General features: G+C 51.7%; 35 protein-coding genes. 4 read left to right on the top strand and 31 right to left on the bottom strand.

Going from position 1 to position 22,008, the window contains the following annotated elements:
• Positions 1-18 precede the first annotated feature (18 nt).
• The 4 genes from CHH28_RS06170 to CHH28_RS06155 are packed head-to-tail and all read left to right on the top strand — an operon-like array spanning position 19 to position 3,615.
• The gene (locus CHH28_RS06170) at positions 19-852 is read left to right on the top strand and encodes a TRAP transporter TatT component family protein (protein ID WP_233243765.1); all 834 of its coding nucleotides are present in this window, start codon (positions 19-21) and stop codon (positions 850-852) included.
• A gap of 5 nt (positions 853-857) precedes the next feature.
• The gene (gene dctP, locus CHH28_RS06165) at positions 858-1,862 is read left to right on the top strand and encodes a TRAP transporter substrate-binding protein DctP (protein ID WP_199244015.1); all 1,005 of its coding nucleotides are present in this window, start codon (positions 858-860) and stop codon (positions 1,860-1,862) included.
• Positions 1,862-2,341, top strand: coding sequence for a TRAP transporter small permease (locus CHH28_RS06160; protein WP_094059489.1), 480 nt, complete (start codon positions 1,862-1,864; stop codon positions 2,339-2,341). The genes dctP and CHH28_RS06160 overlap by 1 nt, the downstream gene beginning before the upstream one ends.
• The gene (locus tag CHH28_RS06155) at positions 2,338-3,615 is read left to right on the top strand and encodes a TRAP transporter large permease (protein ID WP_094059488.1); all 1,278 of its coding nucleotides are present in this window, start codon (positions 2,338-2,340) and stop codon (positions 3,613-3,615) included. Before CHH28_RS06160 ends, CHH28_RS06155 begins: the two co-directional genes overlap by 4 nt.
• Positions 3,616-4,328: 713 nt before the next feature.
• On the opposite strand, the gene rplQ is transcribed toward CHH28_RS06155, so the two are convergent.
• The 31 genes from rplQ to rpsG form a co-directional block, all read right to left on the bottom strand.
• Positions 4,329-4,739 (bottom strand): 50S ribosomal protein L17, encoded by a 411-nt coding sequence (gene rplQ / locus CHH28_RS06145; protein ID WP_094059486.1) that lies wholly within the window; start codon positions 4,737-4,739, stop codon positions 4,329-4,331.
• A 29-nt stretch (positions 4,740-4,768) separates the two neighbouring features.
• Positions 4,769-5,770, bottom strand: coding sequence for a DNA-directed RNA polymerase subunit alpha (locus CHH28_RS06140; RefSeq protein WP_094059485.1), 1,002 nt, complete (start codon positions 5,768-5,770; stop codon positions 4,769-4,771).
• Positions 5,771-5,792: 22 nt separating this feature from the next.
• Entirely contained in the window at positions 5,793-6,413 is a 621-nt protein-coding gene (gene rpsD / locus CHH28_RS06135) for a 30S ribosomal protein S4 (RefSeq protein ID WP_094059484.1), read from the bottom strand.
• A gap of 12 nt (positions 6,414-6,425) precedes the next feature.
• On the bottom strand, positions 6,426-6,815 hold the full coding sequence (gene rpsK, locus CHH28_RS06130; RefSeq protein ID WP_094059483.1) for a 30S ribosomal protein S11: 390 nt from the start codon (positions 6,813-6,815) through the stop codon (positions 6,426-6,428).
• A 74-nt stretch (positions 6,816-6,889) separates the two neighbouring features.
• The gene (gene rpsM, locus CHH28_RS06125) at positions 6,890-7,246 is read right to left on the bottom strand and encodes a 30S ribosomal protein S13 (protein WP_094059482.1); all 357 of its coding nucleotides are present in this window, start codon (positions 7,244-7,246) and stop codon (positions 6,890-6,892) included.
• A gap of 105 nt (positions 7,247-7,351) precedes the next feature.
• Positions 7,352-7,465, bottom strand: a complete 114-nt coding sequence (gene rpmJ, locus CHH28_RS06120; protein WP_094059481.1) for a 50S ribosomal protein L36 — start codon at positions 7,463-7,465, stop codon at positions 7,352-7,354.
• A 20-nt stretch (positions 7,466-7,485) separates the two neighbouring features.
• Entirely contained in the window at positions 7,486-8,808 is a 1,323-nt protein-coding gene (gene secY, locus CHH28_RS06115; RefSeq protein WP_094059480.1) for a preprotein translocase subunit SecY, read from the bottom strand.
• Positions 8,808-9,242: a 50S ribosomal protein L15 gene (gene rplO / locus CHH28_RS06110; protein ID WP_094059479.1), complete on the bottom strand. Its 435-nt coding sequence runs from the start codon at positions 9,240-9,242 to the stop codon at positions 8,808-8,810. Before rplO ends, secY begins: the two co-directional genes overlap by 1 nt.
• Before the next feature lies 1 nt (position 9,243).
• Positions 9,244-9,429, bottom strand: coding sequence for a 50S ribosomal protein L30 (gene rpmD / locus CHH28_RS06105; RefSeq protein WP_094059478.1), 186 nt, complete (start codon positions 9,427-9,429; stop codon positions 9,244-9,246).
• 6 nt (positions 9,430-9,435) lie between these two features.
• Positions 9,436-9,945, bottom strand: coding sequence for a 30S ribosomal protein S5 (gene rpsE, locus CHH28_RS06100; RefSeq protein ID WP_094059477.1), 510 nt, complete (start codon positions 9,943-9,945; stop codon positions 9,436-9,438).
• Between the two features lie 11 nt (positions 9,946-9,956).
• Positions 9,957-10,307 (bottom strand): 50S ribosomal protein L18, encoded by a 351-nt coding sequence (rplR, locus tag CHH28_RS06095; protein WP_094059476.1) that lies wholly within the window; start codon positions 10,305-10,307, stop codon positions 9,957-9,959.
• 10 nt (positions 10,308-10,317) lie between these two features.
• Positions 10,318-10,851: a 50S ribosomal protein L6 gene (rplF, locus tag CHH28_RS06090; protein ID WP_094059475.1), complete on the bottom strand. Its 534-nt coding sequence runs from the start codon at positions 10,849-10,851 to the stop codon at positions 10,318-10,320.
• A 12-nt stretch (positions 10,852-10,863) separates the two neighbouring features.
• Entirely contained in the window at positions 10,864-11,256 is a 393-nt protein-coding gene (gene rpsH, locus CHH28_RS06085) for a 30S ribosomal protein S8 (RefSeq protein ID WP_094059474.1), read from the bottom strand.
• A gap of 75 nt (positions 11,257-11,331) precedes the next feature.
• Positions 11,332-11,637 carry a 30S ribosomal protein S14 gene (rpsN, locus tag CHH28_RS06080; protein WP_094059473.1) on the bottom strand — a complete coding sequence of 102 codons (306 nt, stop codon included), beginning with the start codon at positions 11,635-11,637 and terminating at the stop codon, positions 11,332-11,334.
• 12 nt (positions 11,638-11,649) lie between these two features.
• On the bottom strand, positions 11,650-12,189 hold the full coding sequence (gene rplE / locus CHH28_RS06075; protein WP_094059472.1) for a 50S ribosomal protein L5: 540 nt from the start codon (positions 12,187-12,189) through the stop codon (positions 11,650-11,652).
• 17 nt (positions 12,190-12,206) lie between these two features.
• Positions 12,207-12,521: a 50S ribosomal protein L24 gene (gene rplX / locus CHH28_RS06070; RefSeq protein WP_094059471.1), complete on the bottom strand. Its 315-nt coding sequence runs from the start codon at positions 12,519-12,521 to the stop codon at positions 12,207-12,209.
• Between the two features lie 18 nt (positions 12,522-12,539).
• A complete protein-coding gene (rplN, locus tag CHH28_RS06065; RefSeq protein ID WP_094059470.1) occupies positions 12,540-12,908 on the bottom strand; it encodes a 50S ribosomal protein L14 in 369 nt (122 codons plus the stop codon).
• 31 nt (positions 12,909-12,939) lie between these two features.
• Entirely contained in the window at positions 12,940-13,206 is a 267-nt protein-coding gene (gene rpsQ, locus CHH28_RS06060; protein ID WP_094061993.1) for a 30S ribosomal protein S17, read from the bottom strand.
• 2 nt (positions 13,207-13,208) lie between these two features.
• The gene (rpmC, locus tag CHH28_RS06055) at positions 13,209-13,400 is read right to left on the bottom strand and encodes a 50S ribosomal protein L29 (RefSeq protein WP_094059469.1); all 192 of its coding nucleotides are present in this window, start codon (positions 13,398-13,400) and stop codon (positions 13,209-13,211) included.
• Positions 13,400-13,813 carry a 50S ribosomal protein L16 gene (rplP, locus tag CHH28_RS06050; RefSeq protein WP_094059468.1) on the bottom strand — a complete coding sequence of 138 codons (414 nt, stop codon included), beginning with the start codon at positions 13,811-13,813 and terminating at the stop codon, positions 13,400-13,402. The genes rpmC and rplP overlap by 1 nt, the downstream gene beginning before the upstream one ends.
• Before the next feature lie 12 nt (positions 13,814-13,825).
• A complete protein-coding gene (gene rpsC, locus CHH28_RS06045; RefSeq protein WP_094059467.1) occupies positions 13,826-14,515 on the bottom strand; it encodes a 30S ribosomal protein S3 in 690 nt (229 codons plus the stop codon).
• Between the two features lie 11 nt (positions 14,516-14,526).
• Entirely contained in the window at positions 14,527-14,862 is a 336-nt protein-coding gene (rplV, locus tag CHH28_RS06040; protein ID WP_094059466.1) for a 50S ribosomal protein L22, read from the bottom strand.
• 13 nt (positions 14,863-14,875) lie between these two features.
• A complete protein-coding gene (gene rpsS, locus CHH28_RS06035; RefSeq protein WP_068653739.1) occupies positions 14,876-15,151 on the bottom strand; it encodes a 30S ribosomal protein S19 in 276 nt (91 codons plus the stop codon).
• 17 nt (positions 15,152-15,168) lie between these two features.
• A complete protein-coding gene (rplB, locus tag CHH28_RS06030; RefSeq protein WP_094059465.1) occupies positions 15,169-15,996 on the bottom strand; it encodes a 50S ribosomal protein L2 in 828 nt (275 codons plus the stop codon).
• 13 nt (positions 15,997-16,009) lie between these two features.
• Positions 16,010-16,306 (bottom strand): 50S ribosomal protein L23, encoded by a 297-nt coding sequence (rplW, locus tag CHH28_RS06025; RefSeq protein WP_094059464.1) that lies wholly within the window; start codon positions 16,304-16,306, stop codon positions 16,010-16,012.
• Positions 16,303-16,905, bottom strand: a complete 603-nt coding sequence (gene rplD / locus CHH28_RS06020; protein WP_094059463.1) for a 50S ribosomal protein L4 — start codon at positions 16,903-16,905, stop codon at positions 16,303-16,305. Before rplD ends, rplW begins: the two co-directional genes overlap by 4 nt.
• 3 nt (positions 16,906-16,908) lie before the next feature.
• Positions 16,909-17,541 (bottom strand): 50S ribosomal protein L3, encoded by a 633-nt coding sequence (gene rplC / locus CHH28_RS06015; protein WP_094059462.1) that lies wholly within the window; start codon positions 17,539-17,541, stop codon positions 16,909-16,911.
• A 97-nt stretch (positions 17,542-17,638) separates the two neighbouring features.
• Positions 17,639-17,950: a 30S ribosomal protein S10 gene (gene rpsJ, locus CHH28_RS06010; protein WP_094059461.1), complete on the bottom strand. Its 312-nt coding sequence runs from the start codon at positions 17,948-17,950 to the stop codon at positions 17,639-17,641.
• A 182-nt stretch (positions 17,951-18,132) separates the two neighbouring features.
• The gene (gene tuf / locus CHH28_RS06005) at positions 18,133-19,356 is read right to left on the bottom strand and encodes an elongation factor Tu (RefSeq protein WP_094059460.1); all 1,224 of its coding nucleotides are present in this window, start codon (positions 19,354-19,356) and stop codon (positions 18,133-18,135) included.
• Between the two features lie 28 nt (positions 19,357-19,384).
• The gene (gene fusA, locus CHH28_RS06000) at positions 19,385-21,484 is read right to left on the bottom strand and encodes an elongation factor G (protein WP_094059459.1); all 2,100 of its coding nucleotides are present in this window, start codon (positions 21,482-21,484) and stop codon (positions 19,385-19,387) included.
• 21 nt (positions 21,485-21,505) lie between these two features.
• Positions 21,506-21,976 carry a 30S ribosomal protein S7 gene (gene rpsG, locus CHH28_RS05995; RefSeq protein WP_094059458.1) on the bottom strand — a complete coding sequence of 157 codons (471 nt, stop codon included), beginning with the start codon at positions 21,974-21,976 and terminating at the stop codon, positions 21,506-21,508.
• Between the last annotated feature and the right edge of the window lie 32 nt (positions 21,977-22,008).

The raw sequence follows: 22,008 nt of genomic DNA, 5'->3' as shown, positions 1-22,008 counted from the left end.
CGTGATTGAGCACAGTCCATGAAAGCACTCGCCAGTTTACTTGCCGTCGGATTACTCAGCGCCTGCTCCGTCGGCCATTTACCTGAAAACTTGTCACGGTCGATGATGAATCAGGACAGCCCTGCCGTGGTCGAGGCCGGCGCACCAGCCTATTTGCTGCTGTTAGACGCACTTATCCTGACTTACCCGGACGACGAGGACTATCTGCTCGCCGGCGCCAAGCTCTACGGTGCCTATGCGGGTGTTTTTTCCAGCGATCCTGAGCAAGCCAAACTGCTGGCCGACAAAGCCATGAATTACGCGCGCCGCGCCCTGTGCGAATACGACGACGATGCATGCACCCTGGTCGACGGTCCACTGGACCCGCTGCTGGCGGCGCTGGAGTCGGATTACGACGAAGACGATATCGGCGTTTGGTATGCGTTTGCTGCGGCCTGGGCTGGCTGGATTCAAGCCAACAGCGACGACTGGAACGCCATTGCCCAGCTCGGCAAGGTCAAGGCGCTGATGCAATGGGTAGCCAAGTACGACCCAAGCTACGACAACGCCACCGTTCAGGTGTATCTCGGTGTGCTGGAAACCCAGTTGCCACTAAGTCTGGGTGGCCAACCGGAAGTTGGTCGTCAGCACTTTGAACGGGCATTAGAGATTACCCAACAACGTCATTTGATGGCGAAAGTGCTGTACGCGAAACAATACGCGCGCTTGATGTTCGAACAAGATCTGCACGACCGGCTGCTTAAGGAAGTGTTGGCCGCCGATCCGAAAACAGAAGGACTTACATTAATCAACCGACTGGCCCAACGTCAGGCTGAGCAACTGCTCGCCTCATCGGCCGATTATTTCGAGTAATCCCCATGATCCGATTCATAGCCCTGCTGTCTGCCCTGCTGCTGATGCCGCTGGCCAGTCATGCCACCACACTAAAAATTGCGACCCTGGCTCCGCAGGGCACCAGCTGGATGAAGCACATGCGGGCCGCTGCGGACGACATCAAGCAGCGCACCGATGGGCGCGTTAAGATCCGTTATTTCCCTGGTGGCATTCAAGGCAGCGACAAGAGCGTGCTGCGTAAGATTCGTATTCGTCAGCTGCAAGGCGGCGCCATTGCCGCCGGTGCCCTGGCTCAGATCGCCAAGGAAACTCAGTTGTACAGCTTGCCGTTCACTTTCCGTAATCTGGACGAAGTACGCGCGGTGCGTTCAACCTTTGATCCGATCATCAAACAAGCGTTGGCCGACAAAGGCTTTGTACTATTGGGCATTTCTGAAGGTGGCTTTGCTTACCTGATGTCCAATCAGGCGCTGCACACATCAGACGATGTGCGTGAGCAAAAAGTGTGGGTGCCCGAAGGCGATGTGATCAGCAAAACCACCTTTGAAAACGGCGATGTGCAGCCCATCGCACTGCCGGTGTCGGACGTTTACACCAGCCTGCAGACCGGCCTGATCAACACCATTGCGGCCAACATGACCTCCGCCATCGCGCTGCAATGGCATACCAAGCTGAGCCATACCACGGATATTCCATTGACCTTTTTGATGGGCACCTTGGTAGTAGACGCCAAAACCTTCAACAAAATTAACGCCGACGATCAGCGCATTGTTGAGGACATCATGGCCGCTACCTTTGCCAAAATGGACGAGCAGAACGAGCAAGACGAAGCCAAAGCACGCCAAGCGTTGCAGCAAAACGGTATGGAGTTTGTTGCTCTGACCGAGGCCGATAAGCAAGCCTGGGCTGAGCTGGCGAAACGCTCGGTGGCGGAACTGGCCGGCGAAGGTGTGTATCCAGTAGAACACTACCAGAAGATGCAGCAAATGCTGGAAGACTACCGTCAGCAAACGGCAGCGGCGAATTGATGTCGACACTGCTGCGTTGGCTGCACCGGCTGGAAGACGGCCTACTGATCGCTTTATTGCTGGCCATGGTGTTGCTGGCCGGTGTGGATATCTTGGCACGCACTCTGTTTGGCGGCGGCATTGGTTGGATTCCGCCGCTGCTGCGTGTCATGGTGTTGTGGCTGGGGCTGTTAGGCGCGTTGTTGGCCACTCGCAGCCGCGAACACATCGCCATTGATCTGATCAACCGCTTAGGAGGTGCAGGGCTAAAACGTGCCTGCGCCATCGTTACCTCTGCCTTTGCTGGCGTCGTTTGCGGCGTAATTGCCTGGCACAGCCAGGAGTTTGTCAAACTGGCGTACGAGTATGGCGACCAGGCATTCTCACAACTCCCAGCCTGGCCAATGCAATTAATCATCCCTGTTAGTTTTGCTCTGATGGCGCTGCGCTTTGCCTTGCAAACCGTGCAAGCCGCCCTGGGCCGTGTGGAAACCGCATGAGCATTCTTGTACCCCTTTGTCTTTTACTGCTGGCGCTGGCCGGCGCGCCTTTGTTTGCTGTGATTGCTGCAAGCGCCTTATGGGGCTTTTATCAAAGCGACGTCGATTTAATGATCATGGCGGTCGAGATCTACCGTGTGGCGGAAATGCCGGTACTGATCGCCATTCCACTGTTTACCGTGGCCGGTTATTTACTTGGCGAAAGCAAAGCACCGCAGCGTCTGGTGCGCATTACCGACGCATTGCTGGGCTGGTTACCCGGTGGCCTGGCCATTGTCGCATTGGCCGTGTGTGCGTTGTTTACAGCATTTACCGGCGCCTCTGGCGTCACCATTGTTGCCCTAGGTGCGCTGCTGGTGCCGGCGCTGCAAAAAGCCGGTTATCCGCGTCAGTTTAACCTCGGCTTGGTGACCTCATCGGGCAGCCTGGGCTTGTTGTTTGCCCCGTCTTTGCCGCTGATTTTGTATGGCGTGGTGGCGCAGCAAATGTCGCTGGGAACGCCGGTGAGCATTGATGATCTGTTTTTGGCAGGCTTATTACCCGGTGGCCTGATGTTGCTTGCTTTGAGCCTCTACAGCGGCTGGCAGTCACGCCATTTGCCCGCCAATGACGAACCCTTTAACGGCAAAGAGGCTTGGGCAGCGATCAAGGACTGCGGCTGGGAAATCCCACTGCCGTTTATCGTGTTGGGCGGTATTTACGGCGGCTTCTTTGCCGTGTCGGAGGCAGCGGCCATCACCGCCCTGTATGTATTACTGGTCACTGTGGTCATTCGCCGCGAAATCAGTTTGGCCAACTTACCGGTGGTGCTGCGCGACTCGATGAAGTTGGTGGGGGCCATCTTGCTGATTCTGGCGGTGTCGCTGGCATCGACCAACTACATGATTGATGCTGGTATTCCGCAACAAGTATTTGAGTTTATCCAACAGCACATCAGTGACCCGATTACCTTCTTGCTGCTGCTGACGCTGTTTTTGCTGCTGCTGGGCATGATGCTGGATATCTTCTCCGCCATCGTCATTATGATTCCGATCATTTTGCCGATCGCCATGGAGTACGGTATTCACCCCATCCATTTGGGCATTTTGTTCCTAGCAAACATGCAGCTGGGCTACTTCACACCGCCGGTGGGCATGAACTTGTTTATTGCCAGCTTCCGCTTTAACGAGCCGGTGATGACCTTATATCGCGCCACATTGCCGTTTTTCTTTATTTTGCTAGTCACAGTCTTGATCATCACTTTCTGGCCGACACTCAGCTTGGTGTGGCTGTAACACAGTGGGCAATCAGGGTTGGCACTTCTTGACGACCCTTTGCCCTGATTGACGGCGACAAAGGCTATTGTAATGCACATGGTAACTGCGTCTGGCAGCAGACAGCGAGAGACCATGTTCATGATCGTTTGCTCACGGATGAGCCATTTTCTCTTCTGATAGACCCGTTTAAGCCCCTCCCGCAGGGGCTTTTTTTTGTTGTCGAGAATTGCTGCAGAAAAACAAAGCAATATCAGACACTGAACCTCTTCCCACAGCTCACACTTTTGCTAACACTGTACAAATTGAGAGAAGCACTCGCAGCACAACCAGTTGTCATTTTGTTGGTTGAAATACCCTACACCATGCTGTGGATCGGATGATTTAAACAGCTTCCTCCAGCAAATTTGGCAGTGGTCATGATCCCAAGTGGGCGATGGGGCAAACCAGTGTTGTTGCTCCCACACACGAGTATTGGCCCACTCGATTGCGTCAGCAACATCCTCTTTTTTCCACTCATCGCCATGAATAGTAACCTGCTCTCCAATCATTATCTCCACCACAACAAACAGGAACTCGATTTGCCAACAAACAGTGTGACTCAGCTGCGACCTGTCTACAGGGTTACGCTTGCCATTGCAGTGCACCCTACCTGCGAAATGAATTGAGATTGCATTTCTTACAGGCATAAAAAAACCGCTGACAAGCAGCGGTCTTTTTATTTGCAGCCGATGTTACTCGTCTGCTGCACCGTCGGTCTCTACGACGTCTGCTTCTTCAACCGCCACAGGACGGTCAACCAGCTCGACGTAGGCCATAGGAGCGTTATCACCAGCACGGAAACCGCACTTCAGGATACGGATGTAACCACCCGGACGTTCCTGGTAGCGAGGACCCAGATCGGTGAACAATTTGCCAACTGCTGCTTTGCTGCGAGTACGAGCAAACGCCAAACGACGGTTCGCAACTGAATCCTCTTTAGCCAGAGTGATCAGTGGCTCAGCGACGCGACGCAACTCTTTCGCTTTTGGCAGAGTCGTCTTGATGATTTCATGCTCGAACAGGCTCACGGCCATGTTTTTGAACATGGCTTGACGATGAGCGCTGGTACGATTGAAGTGGCGACCACTTTTACGATGACGCATGGTTTAATTCCTTACTAACTGAACGCTGCTTACGCCAGCACTTTGTCGTCGTTACGCAGACTGGCTGGTGGCCAGTTCTCTAAGTGCATACCCAACGACAAGCCACGGGAAGCAAGAACGTCTTTAATTTCAGTCAGAGACTTCTTACCCAGATTAGGTGTCTTCAACAGTTCAACTTCGGTGCGCTGAATCAGGTCACCGATGTAGTAGATGTTTTCTGCTTTCAGACAGTTAGCTGAACGCACGGTCAACTCGAGGTCGTCGACTGGACGCAGCAGAATCGGATCAATTTCCTCTTCTTCACGCGCTTGCTCAACAACTTCTTCATTTTCCAGGTTCACGAACACAGCCAACTGCTGCTGCAAGATGGTTGCAGACCGACGAATGGCTTCTTCCGGATCCAGGGTACCGTTGGTTTCCAGATCGATCACCAGCTTATCCAGGTCAGTACGCTGTTCTACCCGCGCAGAATCTACGCTGTAAGACACACGCTTAACCGGGCTGTAAGTAGCATCGAGTTGGAGTTTGCCAATGGCCTTGGTTTCTTCGTCGTTTTGGTTACGAGACTCAACGGTCTCATAGCCGCGACCAGACGCTACTTTCAAGGTCATTTTCAGATCAGTGCCTTCGCTCAGGTGAGCAATGACGTGATCTGGGTTGGCAATATCAACACCATGATCCAGTTGAATATCGGCAGCTGTGACTGCGCCAGGACCTACCTTGCTCAGACTCAGGGTCGCCTCGTCGCGTTCATGCAACTTGACTGCTACACCTTTGAGGTTCAGCAGGATTTCAATAACATCTTCCTGCACGCCTTCAATGGTGCTGTACTCGTGCAAAACGCCGTCAATTTCGCATTCAACGATTGCTGCGCCCGGCATAGACGACAACAAGATACGACGCAATGCACTGCCCAATGTGTGACCAAAACCACGCTCCAGTGGCTCCAAAGTCACTTTGGCGTGGGTAGTGCTTACTTCATCTACCTGGATGTGACGAGGTGTCAGAAATTCATTCACTGCACGCTGCATAGCTGCCCCTTAAGTTCCTCTATTACTTAGAGTAAAGTTCGACGATCAGGTTTTCGTTGATCTCAGCAGGGAGATCAGCGCGCTCAGGAACCGCTTTGAACGTTCCTTCCATCTTGCTGGCATTCACGTCAACCCAGCCACAGTCAGGACGCTGACCGGCCAGTTCCAGAGCCGTTTTGATACGGTCCTGAGACTTGGATTTTTCGCGAATAGCAACCACATCACCGCTCTTCACGTTGTAAGAAGGAATGTTTACCGTCTTACCGTTTACGATGATGGCTTTGTGAGACACCAGCTGACGTGCTTCAGCACGCGTTGAGCCGAAGCCCATGCGGTACACCACATTATCCAGACGAGACTCCAGCAATTGCAGCAGTACTTCACCGGTCGCGCCTTTGCGACGAGCGGCTTCTTTGTAGTAACCACGGAACTGCTTTTCCAGAACGCCGTACAAACGACGAACTTTCTGCTTCTCACGCAGCTGCAGACCGTAGTCTGACAGACGACCACGGCCTGCACCGTGAACACCTGGCTTAGTTTCTGCTTTACACTTGGAATCCAGTGCACGAATGCCGCTCTTCAGGAACAGGTCGGTTCCTTCACGACGAGACAGCTTACATTTTGGACCAATATAACGTGCCATTAATCTGCCTCCTTATACGCGACGTTTCTTAGGTGGACGACAGCCGTTATGTGGGATCGGCGTAACATCGGTGATGTTGCTGATCTTATAACCACAGGCGTTCAGGGCACGAACGGCAGATTCACGGCCGGGACCAGGACCTTTAACTTCTACGTCCAGGTTTTTCAGGCCGTACTCTTTCGCTGCCTCACCGGCGCGCTCTGCAGCTACTTGAGCTGCAAAAGGAGTGCTCTTACGAGAACCACGGAAACCAGAGCCACCGGCGGTCGCCCAAGACAATGCATTGCCCTGGCGGTCGGTGATGGTCACGATGGTGTTGTTAAAAGAGGCGTGGATGTGAGCAATCCCATCAACGACCTGCTTTTTAACCTTTTTCTTGGTTGATCTTTGTGGCTTAGCCATTTGATAAATCCTGCTTTTAATATCAACACTGCAACAAGTCGAATGCAGCTACACTAAAAGTCCGACCGCAAAACTTACTTGCGGATCGGCTTACGCGGACCCTTACGGGTACGTGCATTTGTTTTAGTACGCTGACCGCGAAGAGGCAGGCTACGACGGTGACGAATACCACGGAAGCAGCCCATGTCCATCAAACGTTTGATGTTCATTTGCACTTCGCGGCGCAGGTCACCCTCAACAGTGAACTTACCTACTTCATTACGGATCTGATCCAACTGCTCTTCGCTCAACTCACCGATTTTGGTGTCTTCAGCGATGCTAGTAGCAGCACAGATCTCTTTCGCAGTTGTCTTACCAATGCCATAGACATAGGTCAGAGAGATTACTGCATGCTTGTTGTCAGGAATGTTGACACCGGCAATACGGGCCATGTCTAACTCCGTTACACTTTACTTGATGAAAGGGCGCAAGATATTAATGGCGGCTTGATCAAAAATCAAGCCGCCATTCGCATTACGCCCGACTGTGTCAGGAAATTAACCCTGACGTTGCTTGTGCTTAGGATCTGAACAGATCACTCGCACACTGCCGTTACGACGAATAACTTTGCATTCACGGCAGATTTTTTTAACAGATGCACGTACTTTCATGACGTTCTCCTAAATTCGGCTCAGCGAGCTGAGCCAAAATTCTTCAGGTTCGATTTCTTCATCAGCGACTCATACTGATGCGACATCAGATGAGACTGAACCTGTGACATAAAGTCCATCACCACCACCACTACGATCAGCAGCGAAGTGCCACCGAAGTAGAAAGGTACGTCTGCTGCGACAATTAAGAACTGTGGCATCAAGCAGACGGCGGCGATATAGATCGAACCAAACAGGGTCAGACGACCGAGCACACCATCGATGTACTTAGCGGTCTGGATACCAGGACGAATCCCCGGAATGAAGGCACCAGACTTTTTCAGGTTTTCGGCCACATCACGCGGGTTGAACATCAACGCCGTGTAGAAATAGCAGAAGAAGATAATGCCTGCAGCGAACAACAAGGTATACAGCGGCGAGTTCGGTGCCAGAGCCATGCTCAGGTCCTGCAACCACTCTCTGCCTTCGCCCTGGCCAAACCATTGCCCCAATGAGGCAGGGAATAACAGCAAGGACGAGGCAAAAATCGCTGGAATCACACCCGCCATATTGAGCTTCAAAGGCAAGTGGCTGCTCTGTGCAGCCATCATCTGACGGCCCTGCTGACGCTTGGCATAGTTGATGGTGATGCGACGCTGACCGCGTTCGACAAACACCACAAAGCCAATTACCAGCACTGCAAGAGCGGCGATGACCAACAGCAGCAAGATGTGTAAATCACCTTGGCGCGCTGATTCAAATGCCTGACCGATAGCACCCGGCAAACCTGCAACAATACCGGCGAAAATCAGAATGGAAATACCATTACCGATACCGCGCTCTGTTACTTGCTCGCCCAACCACATCATAAACACCGCACCGGCCACAAAGGACGGAATGGCAGTGATGTAGAAGTCCATACCAGTCGAGAAGGTGACTCCTTGGCCAGCCAGACCCGCGGACACGCCGAAGGCCTGAATCGTCGCCAACAATACCGTGCCGTAGCGCGTGTACTGGGTAATCTTACGACGCCCGGACTCACCTTCCTTCTTGAGTTGCTCAAGCTGCGGACTCACCGCCGTCAGCAATTGCATGATAATCGAGGCCGAGATATACGGCATGATACCCAATGCCAGGATACTCATGCGCTCCAGTGCACCACCAGAGAACATGTTGAACATTTCCAGGATGGTGCCCTGGTTTTGTTCAAACAGGCGCGCCAGAGAGTCTGGGTTAATGCCAGGTACCGGAATATGCGTACCGATTCGATATACAACAATCGCTAGGAATACAAAGCGAATACGAGCCCAGAGTTCTCCGAGCCCGGATTGCATTCCTTGCGGTAGTGAGCCTTGCCTAGCCATTAGTCTTCGACCTTTCCACCCGCTGCTTCAATGGCAGCTTTAGCGCCTTTAGTGACCTTCAGACCTTTAACGGTCACAGCCTTGTTGATTTCGCCGGACAGGATCACACGACCTTCGATGATTTTCTCACCGATGATGTCAGCCGCTTTCAGTGCCGCCAAGTCAACCACGTCACCTTCAACTTTCAACAGCTCGTTCAGGCGGATTTCGGCCACCAGAGGAGCTTTGCGAGAGTTAAAGCCGAACTTAGGCAGACGACGGTGAATTGGCATCTGACCGCCTTCAAAACCTGGCGCTACTTTACCGCCTGAGCGAGACTTCTGACCTTTGTGACCACGGCCGCCGGTCTTACCCAGACCAGAACCGATACCACGACCAACACGCTTAGCAGCAGGTTTAGAACCAGGAGCTGGGCTCAATTCGTTGAGACGCATATTACTCCCCTTCTACCTTAACCATGTATTGAACTTGGTTGATCATGCCGCGTACAGACGGCGTGTCTTCCAATTCTACAGTGTGACCAATACGACGCAGACCCAAACCTTTCATGGTTTCACGGTGCTTTGGCAATCTGCCAATGGTGCTACGAGTTTGGGTCACTTTTACGGTTTTCTTAGCCATAACGAATTACCCCAGAATCTCTTCGACCGTCTTGCCACGCTTGGCCGCAACCTGATCTGGAGACTGCATCTGCGCCAGACCTTTAACGGTCGCGCGAACAACGTTCACAGGGTTGGTGGAGCCGTAGCACTTAGCCAAAACGTTTTTAACACCCACCATCTCCAGTACCGCACGCATCGCACCACCGGCAATAATACCGGTACCTTCCGATGCTGGCTGCATGTAGATTTGAGCGCCAGAGTGACGAGCTTTAACAGCGTACTGCAGCGTGCTGCCGTCCAGCTGTACGTTAATCATGTTGCGCTTGGCTTGTTCCATCGCTTTTTGGATAGCGGTTGGAACCTCACGGCTCTTACCACGACCAAAACCGACACGGCCAGCGCCATCACCGACTACAGTCAAAGCGGTAAAGGCGAAGATACGACCACCTTTCACTACTTTGGCAACACGGTTCACTTGAACCAGTTTTTCCTGCAGTTCGCTTTCGTTACGTTCTACACGTTCATTATTTGCCATGATCTTTACCCTTAGAATTCCAGGCCGCTTTCACGAGCCGCGTCAGCCAAGGCTTTAACACGACCATGGTATTTAAAACCAGAACGATCGAACGCTACTTTGGTGATGCCAGCGGCTTTCGCACGCTCAGCGATCAATTGACCTACTTTGGTCGCAGCATTGACGTTACCAGTAACCTCACTGCGCAGATCGGCTTCAACAGTTGAAGCAGTCGCCAAGACACTAGCGCCATTGGCAGAGATGATCTGAGCATAGATGTGTCTGGGCGTACGATGAACGCACAGACGAACCGAGCCCTTATCACGGATTACTGTCCGTGTTTTTTGGGCACGGCGCAAACGAGCTTTTTTCTTCTCATTCATGGCCTAGACCTTACTTTTTCTTGGCTTCTTTACGACGCACATTCTCATCAGCATAACGTACACCCTTACCTTTATACGGCTCTGGTGGACGATAGCCACGGATTTCGGCTGCTACTTGGCCAACACGCTGCTTATCGATACCTTTGATAACGATTTCAGTCTGGCTTGGCGTTTCAGCAGTCACGCCTTCTGGCAGCTCGTAATCCACTGGATGAGAGAAGCCTAATGACAGATTCAGAGTCTTGCCGGACGCTTTGGCACGGTAACCAACACCTTGCAGTATCAGTTTTTTCTCAAAGCCTTCAGACACGCCTTTAACCATGTTGTTAACCAGAGCACGGAAGGTGCCAGCCAACGCGATGGACTGCTTGTCTTGTTTCTTTGGCGCAAACTTCAGTACGTTTTCTTCCTGGCTGATCGCCACGGCAGAATGTACGTCCAGGTCCAGTTGACCCTGCTTACCTTTAACACTGATCTTGTCTTCTGCCAGCTGAATTTCAACACCAGCTGGAATGGCGACAGGAGCTTTTGCTACGCGGGACATTGTGACGACTCCTTAGAATACGGTCGCAATGACTTCACCGCCAACACCCGCAGCACGGGCAGCACGATCAGTCATAACGCCTTTAGAAGTGGAAACAATCGCCACGCCCAGACCGGCTTCTACTTTAGGCAGCTCAGTCGCACCACGGTATTGGCGCAGACCAGGACGGCTAACGCGCTCAATGCGCTCGATAACCGGCTTGCCTTCGTAGTATTTCAGGTCGATGGTCAGCGTAGACTTAACAGCTTCGTCAACAGAGAAGCCGCTGATGTAACCTTCGTTTTCAAGAACCTGGGCGACAGATTTCTTGATTTTGGATGCCGGCATGCTCACATTCGCGTGGCCCGCTTGCTGGGCGTTACGAATGCGGGTAAACATGTCCGCCAACGTATCTTGCATACTCATTTAAATAGTCCTCGGTTGTACAGCGCCCCGGCAACAGCAGCGTAATAAAACATCACGCTGCGTACCGGGAATTGCTTACCAACTAGCTTTTTTCAGACCTGGCACGTTGCCCTTCATGCCTTCTTCACGCAGTTTAATACGTGACAGCTTGAATTTACGGTATACACCGTGTGGGCGACCAGTCATCTGACAACGACGCTGCAGACGGCTCGCGGACGAATCGCGCGGCAGTTTTTGCAGGGCCATTTGTGCATTCCAACGCTCTTCGTCAGAAGAGTTTGGATTTTTGATGATGGCTTTCAGTTCTTCACGCTTAGCGCCGAACTTAGCGACCAGCTTCTCACGCTTCAGTTCACGCTGCTTCATGCCGATTTTTGCCATGACTCAGTCTCCTTAGTTACGGAACGGGAACTGCAGCGCTTTCAGCAGAGCGCGGCCTTCTTCGTTAGTTTTTGCCGTGGTGGTGATGGTGATATCCATACCGCGGACCTTGTCTACTTTATCGTATTCAATTTCCGGGAAGATGATCTGTTCCTTCACACCCATGCTGTAGTTACCACGACCGTCGAATGACTTCGGGTTAATACCGCGAAAGTCACGTACACGCGGCAAAGAGATATCTACCAAACGGTCGATAAATTCCCACATGCGATCACGACGCAGGGTTACTTTACAGCCGATCGGCCAGCCTTCACGTACTTTAAAACCTGCAACAGACTTGCGAGCTTTAGTAACGATGACTTTCTGACCTGCAATTGCTTCCATATCGGCAACTGCGCTATCCAGCAATTTTTTATCACCCAGTGCTTCACCAACACCCATGTTCAGGGTCACTTTGGTGATTTTTGGCACTTCCATGATGTTGTTGTAACCAAACTCTTCTTTCAGCTTGGCTACTACTTCTTCTTTGTACAGTTTTTCTAAACGTGACATAGCAGTACCCAGTCCTATCAGGCGTCGATTTGATCGCCAGTGGATTTGAAGATACGTACCTTGGTGTCACCTTCGACTTTAAAGCCAACGCGGTCAGCTTTTTCAGTCTTAGGATTCCAGATGGCCACGTTGGAAGCATGGATACCAGCTTCTTTCTCAACGATGCCGCCCGGCTGCTGAAGGTACGGGTTTGGCTTCTGGTGTTTTTTCACCATGTTAATGCCGGAAACAACCAGGCGACCGTCGTTACGTACTGTGCGAACAGTACCGCGCTTGCCTTTGTCTTTACCAGCAATAACAACTACTTCGTCGTTTTTGCGAATCTTTAACATACCGTGTCCCCTTCTCCCTTAAAGCACTTCTGGTGCCAGGGAAATGATCTTCATGAATTGCTCAGAACGCAGTTCACGGGTTACAGGGCCAAAGATACGAGTACCAATTGGCGCATTGGATGCGTTCAACAGTACGGCAGAGTTGACGTCAAAACGGATGATAGATCCGTCCGGACGGCGTACACCTTTTTTGGTACGCACAACTACTGCGGTCATCACCTGACCTTTTTTCACTTTACCGCGAGGAATTGCTTCCTTAACGGATACTTTGATCAAATCGCCGATGCCGGCATAGCGACGATGTGAGCCGCCCAGTACTTTGATGCACTGAACGCGCTTCGCGCCGCTGTTGTCGGCAACGTCAAGCATGGTTTGAGTTTGAATCATGCTATTCGCTCCTAACTAACTGCGCCCGGTCTTAGACCTTGGCGGCGCGCTCGTCGATGGTTACCAGCGCCCATGTCTTGTTTTTAGACAAAGGACGCGACTCTTTTACAGTAACGATGTCGCCAATTTGGCACTCGTTATTAGCGTCGTGCGCCATAACTTTGGTAGAACGCTTCACGAACTTTTTATAGATCGGATGCTTAACAAAACGCTCTACCAGTACAGTGACGGACTTGTCCATCTTGTTGCTGACAACACGACCGCTGAGGGTACGGACTGTTTTGGTATTCTCAGTCATGCTCATTCACCTGCCTTTTGTGCCAGGACGGTCTTAACGCGAGCGATGTCACGACGAGCTTCTGTGATCAGATGAGTCTGACCCAGTTGACCAGTCGCTTTCTGCATACGCAGTTTGAACTGTTCGCCGCGCAGTTCTTCCAGCTGAGATTGCAGCTCAGCTACTGATTTTTCTTTCAGCTCACTTGCTTTCATCACAGCACCGTCCGTTTAACAAACTCAGTTTTGAAAGGCAGTTTCGCAGCAGCCAGAGCGAAGGCTTCACGCGCCAGTTCTTCTGACACACCTTCCATCTCATACAGCACACGGCCTGGCTGAATCTGAGCTACCCAGTATTCCACGTTACCCTTACCTTTACCCATACGAACCTCAAGAGGTTTTTCAGTAATAGGCTTGTCCGGGAAAACACGGATCCAAATTTTACCGCCCCGCTTAATTTTACGGGTCATGGCACGACGAGCAGCCTCAATCTGACGAGAAGTCATACGACCACGGCCGGTTGCCTTCAGGCCGTATTCACCGAAGCTCACTTTAGAGCCACGGATCGCCAGACCACGGTTACGACCGGTCTGTACCTTACGGAATTTCGTACGCTTTGGTAACAACATTACAAATTCCCCTTACGAACGACCGGATTTTTTCTTGCCCTGGCTCTTGGCGCGGTCACGAACTTCCTGAATACCACCCAGGATTTCGCCCTTGAAGATCCAGACCTTCACACCAATAACACCATAGGTAGTGTGTGCTTCGTAGGTTGCGTAGTCGATGTCTGCACGCAATGTGTGCAGCGGAACACGACCTTCGCGATACCACTCAGAACGAGCAATTTCAGCACCACCCAGACGGCCACTTACTTGAATTTTGATACCTTCGGCACCGCCACGCATAGCGTTCTGAACGGCACGCTTCATAGCGCGACGGAACATCACACGGCGCTCCAATTGGCTAGCAACGCTTTGTGCAACCAATTTGGCATCTAAATCCGGCTTACGAACTTCTTCAATGTTGATGTGTACCGGAATACCCATCATGTCGCTGACGTCTTTACGCAGCTTCTCAACATCTTCGCCTTTTTTACCAATCACGATGCCTGGACGGGCAGTGTGAATAGTCACTTTGGCGTTTTGTGCTGGACGCTCAATAACGACCTTGCTAACAGACGCTTTTTCCAGGCGTTTCTCGATTAAAGAACGCACCTCGATGTCAGTCAGCAGGTTGTCGGCGTACTTATCCTTACCGGCATACCAGACCGAGTTATGGTCTTTGGTGATACCTAAACGGATACCGGTTGGATGAACTTTTTGACCCATCTGACCAACTCCTATTTTTCTGAAACTTTCACAGTGATGTGACAAGTACGCTTGAAGATACGATCAGCGCGGCCTTTCGCACGAGGGCGAATGCGCTTCATAGTCATACCTTCATCAACGAACACAGTAGAAACATTCAGTTCGTCGACATCAGCACCGTTATTGTGCTCAGCGTTGGCGATGGCAGATTCCAGCACTTTCTTGATGATGTCAGCGCCTTTCTTGCCGCTGAACGTCAGAATATCGAGTGCTTCCGCAACATTTTTGCCGCGGATTTGATCTGCAACCAGGCGAGCTTTCTGTGCAGACAAGCGAGCACCACGTAATACGGCGGCTACTTCAGACATACTTCACCCCTTATTAGCGTTTGGCTTTCTTATCCGCAACATGACCCTTATAAGTACGAGTCAATGCGAATTCGCCGAGTTTATGACCAACCATGTCTTCAGTTACGAAAACAGGCACATGTTGACGACCGTTGTGTACAGCAATCGTCAGCCCCACAAAATCTGGAAAGATTGTGGAGCGGCGAGACCAAGTCTTGATCGGACGCTTGTCGTTCTTCTCAAGAGCGGCCTCTACCTTCTTCATCAAGTGATGGTCTATGAATGGACCTTTTTTCAATGAACGTGGCACAGTTCAATCCTCTCTAATTACTTCGCAGAACGACGGCGTACGATCAGCTTATCGGTACGCTTATTCTTACGAGTCTTGTAACCCTTAGTCGGCACACCCCAAGGCGTAACCGGATGACGACCACCGGAAGTACGACCCTCACCACCACCGTGTGGGTGGTCAACAGGGTTCATAACTACACCACGTACGGTCGGACGAATACCGCGCCAGCGTGATGCACCAGCTTTACCCAGCTCGCGCAGCGAGTGCTCAGAGTTACCCACTTCACCCAGAGTTGCGCGGCATTCGCTCAGCACTTTACGCATCTCGCCAGAGCGCAGACGCAGTGTGCAGTAAGTGCCTTCGCGTGCAACCAACTGAACAGAAGTACCGGCTGAACGAGCGATCTGGCCGCCCTTACCTGGCTTCAGCTCAACGTTGTGCACAACGCTACCCACTGGGATGTTACGCAGAGGCATTGCACTGCCCACCTTGATTGGGGCCTCTTCACCAGACAGAACCTGGTCACCTGCTTTCAGACCTTTAGGAGCGAGAATGTAGCGACGCTCACCGTCCAGGTACTTCAACAGAGCAATGTTCGCACTGCGGTTCGGATCGTATTCCAGACGCTCAACAACAGCAGTGATGCCGTCTTTATTGCGCTTGAAATCGACCATACGGTAATGATGCTTGTGACCACCACCGATGTGACGAGTAGTAATACGACCGTTGTTGTTACGGCCACCCGTCTTAGACTTCTTTTCTACCAGACCGGCGTACGGCTTGCCTTTGTGCAGCTCGCTGTTAACGACTTTAACCAGATGGCGACGGCCAGCAGAAGTCGGTTTAGTTTTCACCAATGCCATGACTTAAGCTCCCTTATTCCGCGTCTGCGAAGTCGATATCTTGACCCGCTGCGAGGCGAACGTACGCTTTACGCGTGTCGTTACGCTTGCCCATACCGCGAGCAGTACGCTTGGTTTTACCTTTAATGTTGACGGTCCGTACGGAGTCAACTTTGACTTCGAACAGAGCTTCAACAGCCTTTTTGATTTCTGGCTTAGTCGCATCTGGGGCTACGCGGAAAACGTACTGAGAGTTTTTCTCAGCAACCACGGTGGCCTTCTCAGAAATATGAGGAGCAACTAATACCTGATAGATACGTTCACGGTTCATGCGTAGGCCTCCTCAAGTTTCTTCAGAGCGTCTACAGTAACCAGAACTTTTTCAAAGGCGATCAGGCTAACCGGATCAATGGCAGAAGCTTCAGTAACGCCAACATGTGGGACGTTACGCGCGGCCAGATACAGTTTTTCGTCGATCTCACCGGCAACGATCAGGACGTTGTCCAGCTTCAGTTCTTTCAACTTAGCGACAAATTCTTTCGTCTTATGGCTTTCTACTGCGAAAGAATCCGCCACCACCAGACGCTCTTGGCGAACGAGCTCAGACAGAATCGACTGCATAGCAGCGCGATACATCTTCTTGTTTACTTTCTGGTCAAAGTTGCGAGGCTTAGCTGCAAAAGTGACACCACCGCTGCGCCAGATTGGCGAGCTAGAAGTACCAGAACGAGCACGACCAGTACCCTTCTGACGCCATGGCTTGATACCACCACCGCTGACTTCAGAACGAGTCTTCTGTGCTTTAGTACCCTGACGCGCACCTGCCAAGTAAGCAGTTACAATCTGGTGAACCAGAGCTTCATTAAATTCACGACCGAAAGCGGCATCGGAAACAGCCACGGCTGCACCAGTGTTAGTTTTCAGTTCCATTGCTTACCCCTTAGCCTTTACAGCTGGTTTAACAATGACGTCGGAACCAGTCGAACCTGGAACAGCACCTTTAATCAGCAGCAGATTGTTTTCTGCATCAACGCGAACAACTTCCAGACTTTGGGTAGTCTGCTGCTCAGCGCCCATGTGACCAGCCATCTTTTTGCCTTTCCATACGCGACCTGGGGTCTGACACTGGCCGATAGAGCCAGGCGCACGGTGCGACAAAGAGTTGCCGTGGGTAGCATCTTGTGTGCTGAAGTTCCAACGCTTAACGCCGCCTTGGAAACCTTTACCCTTGGTGGTACCGGTAACGTCAACTGACTGACCAGTTTCAAACTGAGCCACAGTCAATTCGTCACCCACACTCAGGGGTTCTTCAGTACGAAACTCGATCAAACCGCGACCAGCCTCAACATTGGCTTTCGCAAAGTGACCCGCTTCGGGCTTAGAGACGCGAGAAGCTTTCTTCTCACCATAAGTAATCTGCAGAGCGCTGTAACCGTCAGTGTCGGCGGTCTTAACTTGAGTAACACGGTTAGGTGCCACTTCCAATACAGTCACTGCGACAGATTGACCATCTTCGGTAAATACGCGAGTCATGCCCGCTTTTTTACCGACAATACCAATTGCCATTTTGTATTTCCTCTCGTGTACGGGGCTTTAACCCACTATGGCCGCCCAGTTTAACGGGCGTTACACAGAGCACTGTGTAGGGGTAATTCCTTACGGATTAACCCAGACTGATCTGAACTTCCACACCGGCAGCCAGATCCAGCTTCATCAGCGCATCAACCGTTTTTTCAGTTGGCTCAACAATGTCGAGCATGCGCTTGTGTGTACGGATTTCGTACTGATCGCGCGCGTCTTTGTTGACGTGCGGAGAGATCAGAACGGTATAACGCTCTTTACGAGTAGGCAGTGGAATAGGACCACGCACCTGAGCGCCCGTACGCTTGGCAGTGTCGACAATTTCCTGAGTCGAAGAATCGATCAGGCGATGGTCGAATGCCTTCAAACGGATACGGATTCGTTGGTTTTGCATTACCAAACCCCAAAAGTAAAAGTTAGAGCTCGCGTTACCCCTAGTAAAAGGGACGCGAATTGTATGCGGCTGTACAAAAAGTGTCAACCTTAGTCTGGAGGCAACAAAAAAGCCCCACCATTTCTGGCGAGGCTTTCCTGTCAGAAAGAGCTATCTCTTTCCTGTGCTTACGCTGTTAAAGATCACTCGATGATCTTAGCAACAACACCAGCACCAACGGTACGGCCACCTTCACGGATCGCGAAACGCAGACCTTCGTCCATCGCGATTGGTGCAATCAGCTCAACTTTCAGAGCTACGTTGTCACCTGGCATTACCATTTCAACGCCTTCTGGCAGCTCAACAGCACCAGTTACGTCAGTAGTACGGAAGTAGAACTGTGGACGGTAGCCTTTGAAGAATGGCGTGTGACGGCCACCTTCGTCTTTGCCCAGTACGTATACTTCAGATTCGAACTTGGTGTGAGGAGTGATCGAACCTGGCTTCGCCAGAACCTGACCACGCTCAACTTCGTCACGCTTAGTACCACGCAGCAGAACACCAACGTTCTCACCGGCACGGCCTTCGTCCAGAATCTTGCGGAACATCTCAACACCAGTACAAGTCGTCTTGGTGGTTTCTTTGATGCCGATGATTTCGATTTCTTCGCCAGTCTTAACGATACCGCGCTCAACACGACCGGTAACAACAGTACCACGACCCTGGATAGAGAATACGTCTTCGATTGGCATAATGAAGTCGCCGTCGATCGCACGCTCTGGCTCTGGGATGTAAGAATCCAGAGTTTCTACCAGCTTCTTAACAGCGGTAGTACCCATTTCGTTGTCGTCTTGGCCGTTCAGAGCCATCAGAGCAGAACCTGGGATGATTGGCGTGTCGTCACCTGGGAAGTCGTATTCAGACAGCAGGTCACGCAGTTCCATTTCAACCAGTTCCAGCATCTCTGCGTATTCTTCAGAGTCTGCACCGCCACAGTCTTCAGCCAGCAAGTCTGCTTTGTTCAGGAACACAACGATGTATGGTACACCAACCTGACGAGACAGCAGGATGTGCTCACGAGTCTGAGGCATTGGGCCGTCAGTAGAACCACATACCAGGATAGCGCCGTCCATCTGAGCAGCACCGGTGATCATGTTTTTCACGTAGTCGGCGTGCCCTGGGCAGTCAACGTGCGCGTAATGACGATCTGGAGATTCGTACTCAACGTGAGAAGTTGAGATGGTGATACCACGCTCACGCTCTTCTGGAGCGTTGTCGATACCTTCAAAAGCAACTAGTTCGCCACCCCAAACTTCTGCACATACGCGAGTCAGTGCAGCAGTCAGAGTAGTTTTACCATGGTCAACGTGACCGATGGTACCAACGTTTACGTGGGGTTTGGAACGCTCAAACGTTTCCTTAGCCATAAAACACCTCGTAGATAGTTTTAAGAAATTAAGATCTATTAATTACTGCTTCGGCAACGCTTGAAGGTGCTTCCGCATACTTTTCAAATTCCATGGAATAGGTCGCACGGCCCTGTGACGCTGAACGCAAATCGGTTGCGTAACCGAACATCTCAGCCAAAGGCACCGACGCCCTCACCACCTTGCCAGACGGTGAGTCATCCATTCCTGCAATCAAACCACGACGACGATTAAGGTCACCCACTACATCACCCATGTAGTCTTCAGGCGTTACCACCTCAACTTTCATCATTGGCTCCAGCAGTACGGCATTGCCCTCTGTCGACAGTCGCTTGGTTGCCTGCGAGGCAGCAATTTTAAACGCCATCTCATTCGAGTCAACGTCATGGAAAGAGCCATCAAACAGAGTCGCCTTGAGGCCCAGCAGAGGATAGCCGGCCACGACGCCGTTCTTCATCTGCTCCTCAATGCCTTTTTCAACGGCGGGGATGTATTCACGCGGAATCGCCCCACCGACGATCTCGTTAACAAACACCAAACCTTCTTCATCGTCTTCTGCTGGCTCAAAGCGAACCACCACATGACCGTACTGGCCACGACCACCAGACTGCTTGGCAAACTTGTTATCGATTTCTACCGTCGACGTAATACGTTCGCGGTACGCCACTTGTGGCTTACCAACGTTACAGTCGACTTTAAACTCGCGCATCATGCGATCCACAATGATGTCGAGGTGTAATTCACCCATGCCAGAAATAATGGTCTGGCCGGTCTCCTGATCGGTTTCGACGCGGAAAGACGGGTCTTCTTGAGCAAGCTTGCCCAGAGCGACCGCCATCTTTTCCTGGTCGGCCGTTGACTTTGGCTCGACCGCGACCGAAATAACCGGTTCAGGAAATTCCATACGTTCCAGCGTGATCACATTGTTCTGATCACACAAAGTGTCGCCCGTGGTCACATCTTTCAGACCAATCAGAGCGGCAATATCACCGGCGCGCACTTCTTTGATTTCTTCACGCGAGTTAGCGTGCATTTGCACCATACGACCGATGCGCTCACGCTTGCTTTTTACCGAGTTCATCACTGCATCGCCCGACTTCATCACGCCGGAATACACACGCACAAATGTGAGGGTGCCAACAAATGGGTCGGTAGCGATTTTGAACGCCAGTGCGGCAAACGGCTCATCATCATTGGCATGACGCTGAGCAACGCTCTCGTCTTTGTCGTCCAACACACCTTCAATGGCCTTCACCTCGGTCGGTGATGGCATGAACTCAACCACCGCATCAAGCACCGCTTGCACGCCTTTGTTCTTAAAGGCTGAGCCGCAGGCGACCAATACAATTTCGTTGTTCAAGGTGCGCTGACGCAGTGCTTGCTTGATTTCCTGCTCGGACAGTTCCTCACCTTCGAGGTATTTGTCCATCAACTCATCAGACGCTTCTGCTGCGCTTTCGACGAGGTTTTCTCGCCATAGCTCAGCGGTTTCTTGCAAGTCTGCAGGAATCTCTTCGTAGTTAAAGGTGGTGCCCTGATCCGCCTCATTCCACATGATGGCTTTCATCTTGAACAGGTCGACGACACCTTTGAATTCGTCCTCAGTCCCGATATTGATATGCATCGGCACTGGGTTGGCACCGAGCCGATCTTTCAACTGCTCGATCACCATAAAGAAGTCCGCGCCAATCCGGTCCATCTTATTGACGAACACCAAACGCGGCACTTCATACTTGTTCGCTTGCCGCCAGACCGTTTCGGTCTGGGGCTGCACGCCTGAGGAGCCACAAAGCACCACCACGGCACCATCCAACACTCGCAACGAACGCTCGACTTCGATGGTGAAGTCAACGTGCCCGGGCGTGTCGATAATGTTGATGCGGTGTTGATCAAACTGTTGCGCCATGCCTTGCCAGAAGCAGGTAGTCGCAGCCGAGGTAATGGTAATCCCCCGCTCCTGCTCCTGCTCCATCCAGTCCATGGTCGCAGCACCGTCGTGCACTTCACCAATTTTGTGGGAAACCCCGGTATAAAACAGAATACGCTCTGTTGTGGTGGTTTTCCCTGCGTCAACGTGAGCAACAATACCGATATTGCGATAGCGCTCAATAGGCGTTGTACGTGGCACTCAGTAGATCCTCAGAAGTAATTAGAAACGATAGTGCGAGAACGCTTTGTTCGCTTCGGCCATGCGGTGTACGTCTTCACGCTTCTTAACCGCTGCACCTTTGCCTTCAACGGCATCCATCATTTCGTTAGCCAGACGCTGAGCCATAGACTTTTCACCACGGCCACGAGCAGCATCAACCAACCAGCGCATGGACAGAGCCATACGACGAGCAGGACGCACTTCTACTGGCACCTGGTAAGTCGCACCACCAACACGGCGGCCTTTAACTTCAACCATTGGCTGAACAGCTTCCAGCGCTTGTTCGAATACTTCCAGCGGGTTTCCGCCTTGTTTCTTCTCGACTGCATCCAGTGCGCCGTAAACGATTTTTTCAGCGACAGATTTTTTACCGCTGATCATCACGTGGTTCATAAACTTGGCCAGCGTGACATTTCCGAATTTAGGATCCGGCAGAATTTCGCGTTTCGCGGCAACTCTTCTTCTTGGCATTTGATAAGCCCTCTTCGGTCTTCAGGTCAGCC

Source organism: Bacterioplanes sanyensis (genome assembly GCF_002237535.1).
GTDB classification, from domain to species: Bacteria; Pseudomonadota; Gammaproteobacteria; order Pseudomonadales; family Oceanobacteraceae; genus Bacterioplanes; species Bacterioplanes sanyensis_A.
The sequence above is the reverse complement of the archived record's forward strand: the minus strand, read 5'-3'. Positions and strand labels throughout refer to the sequence as shown.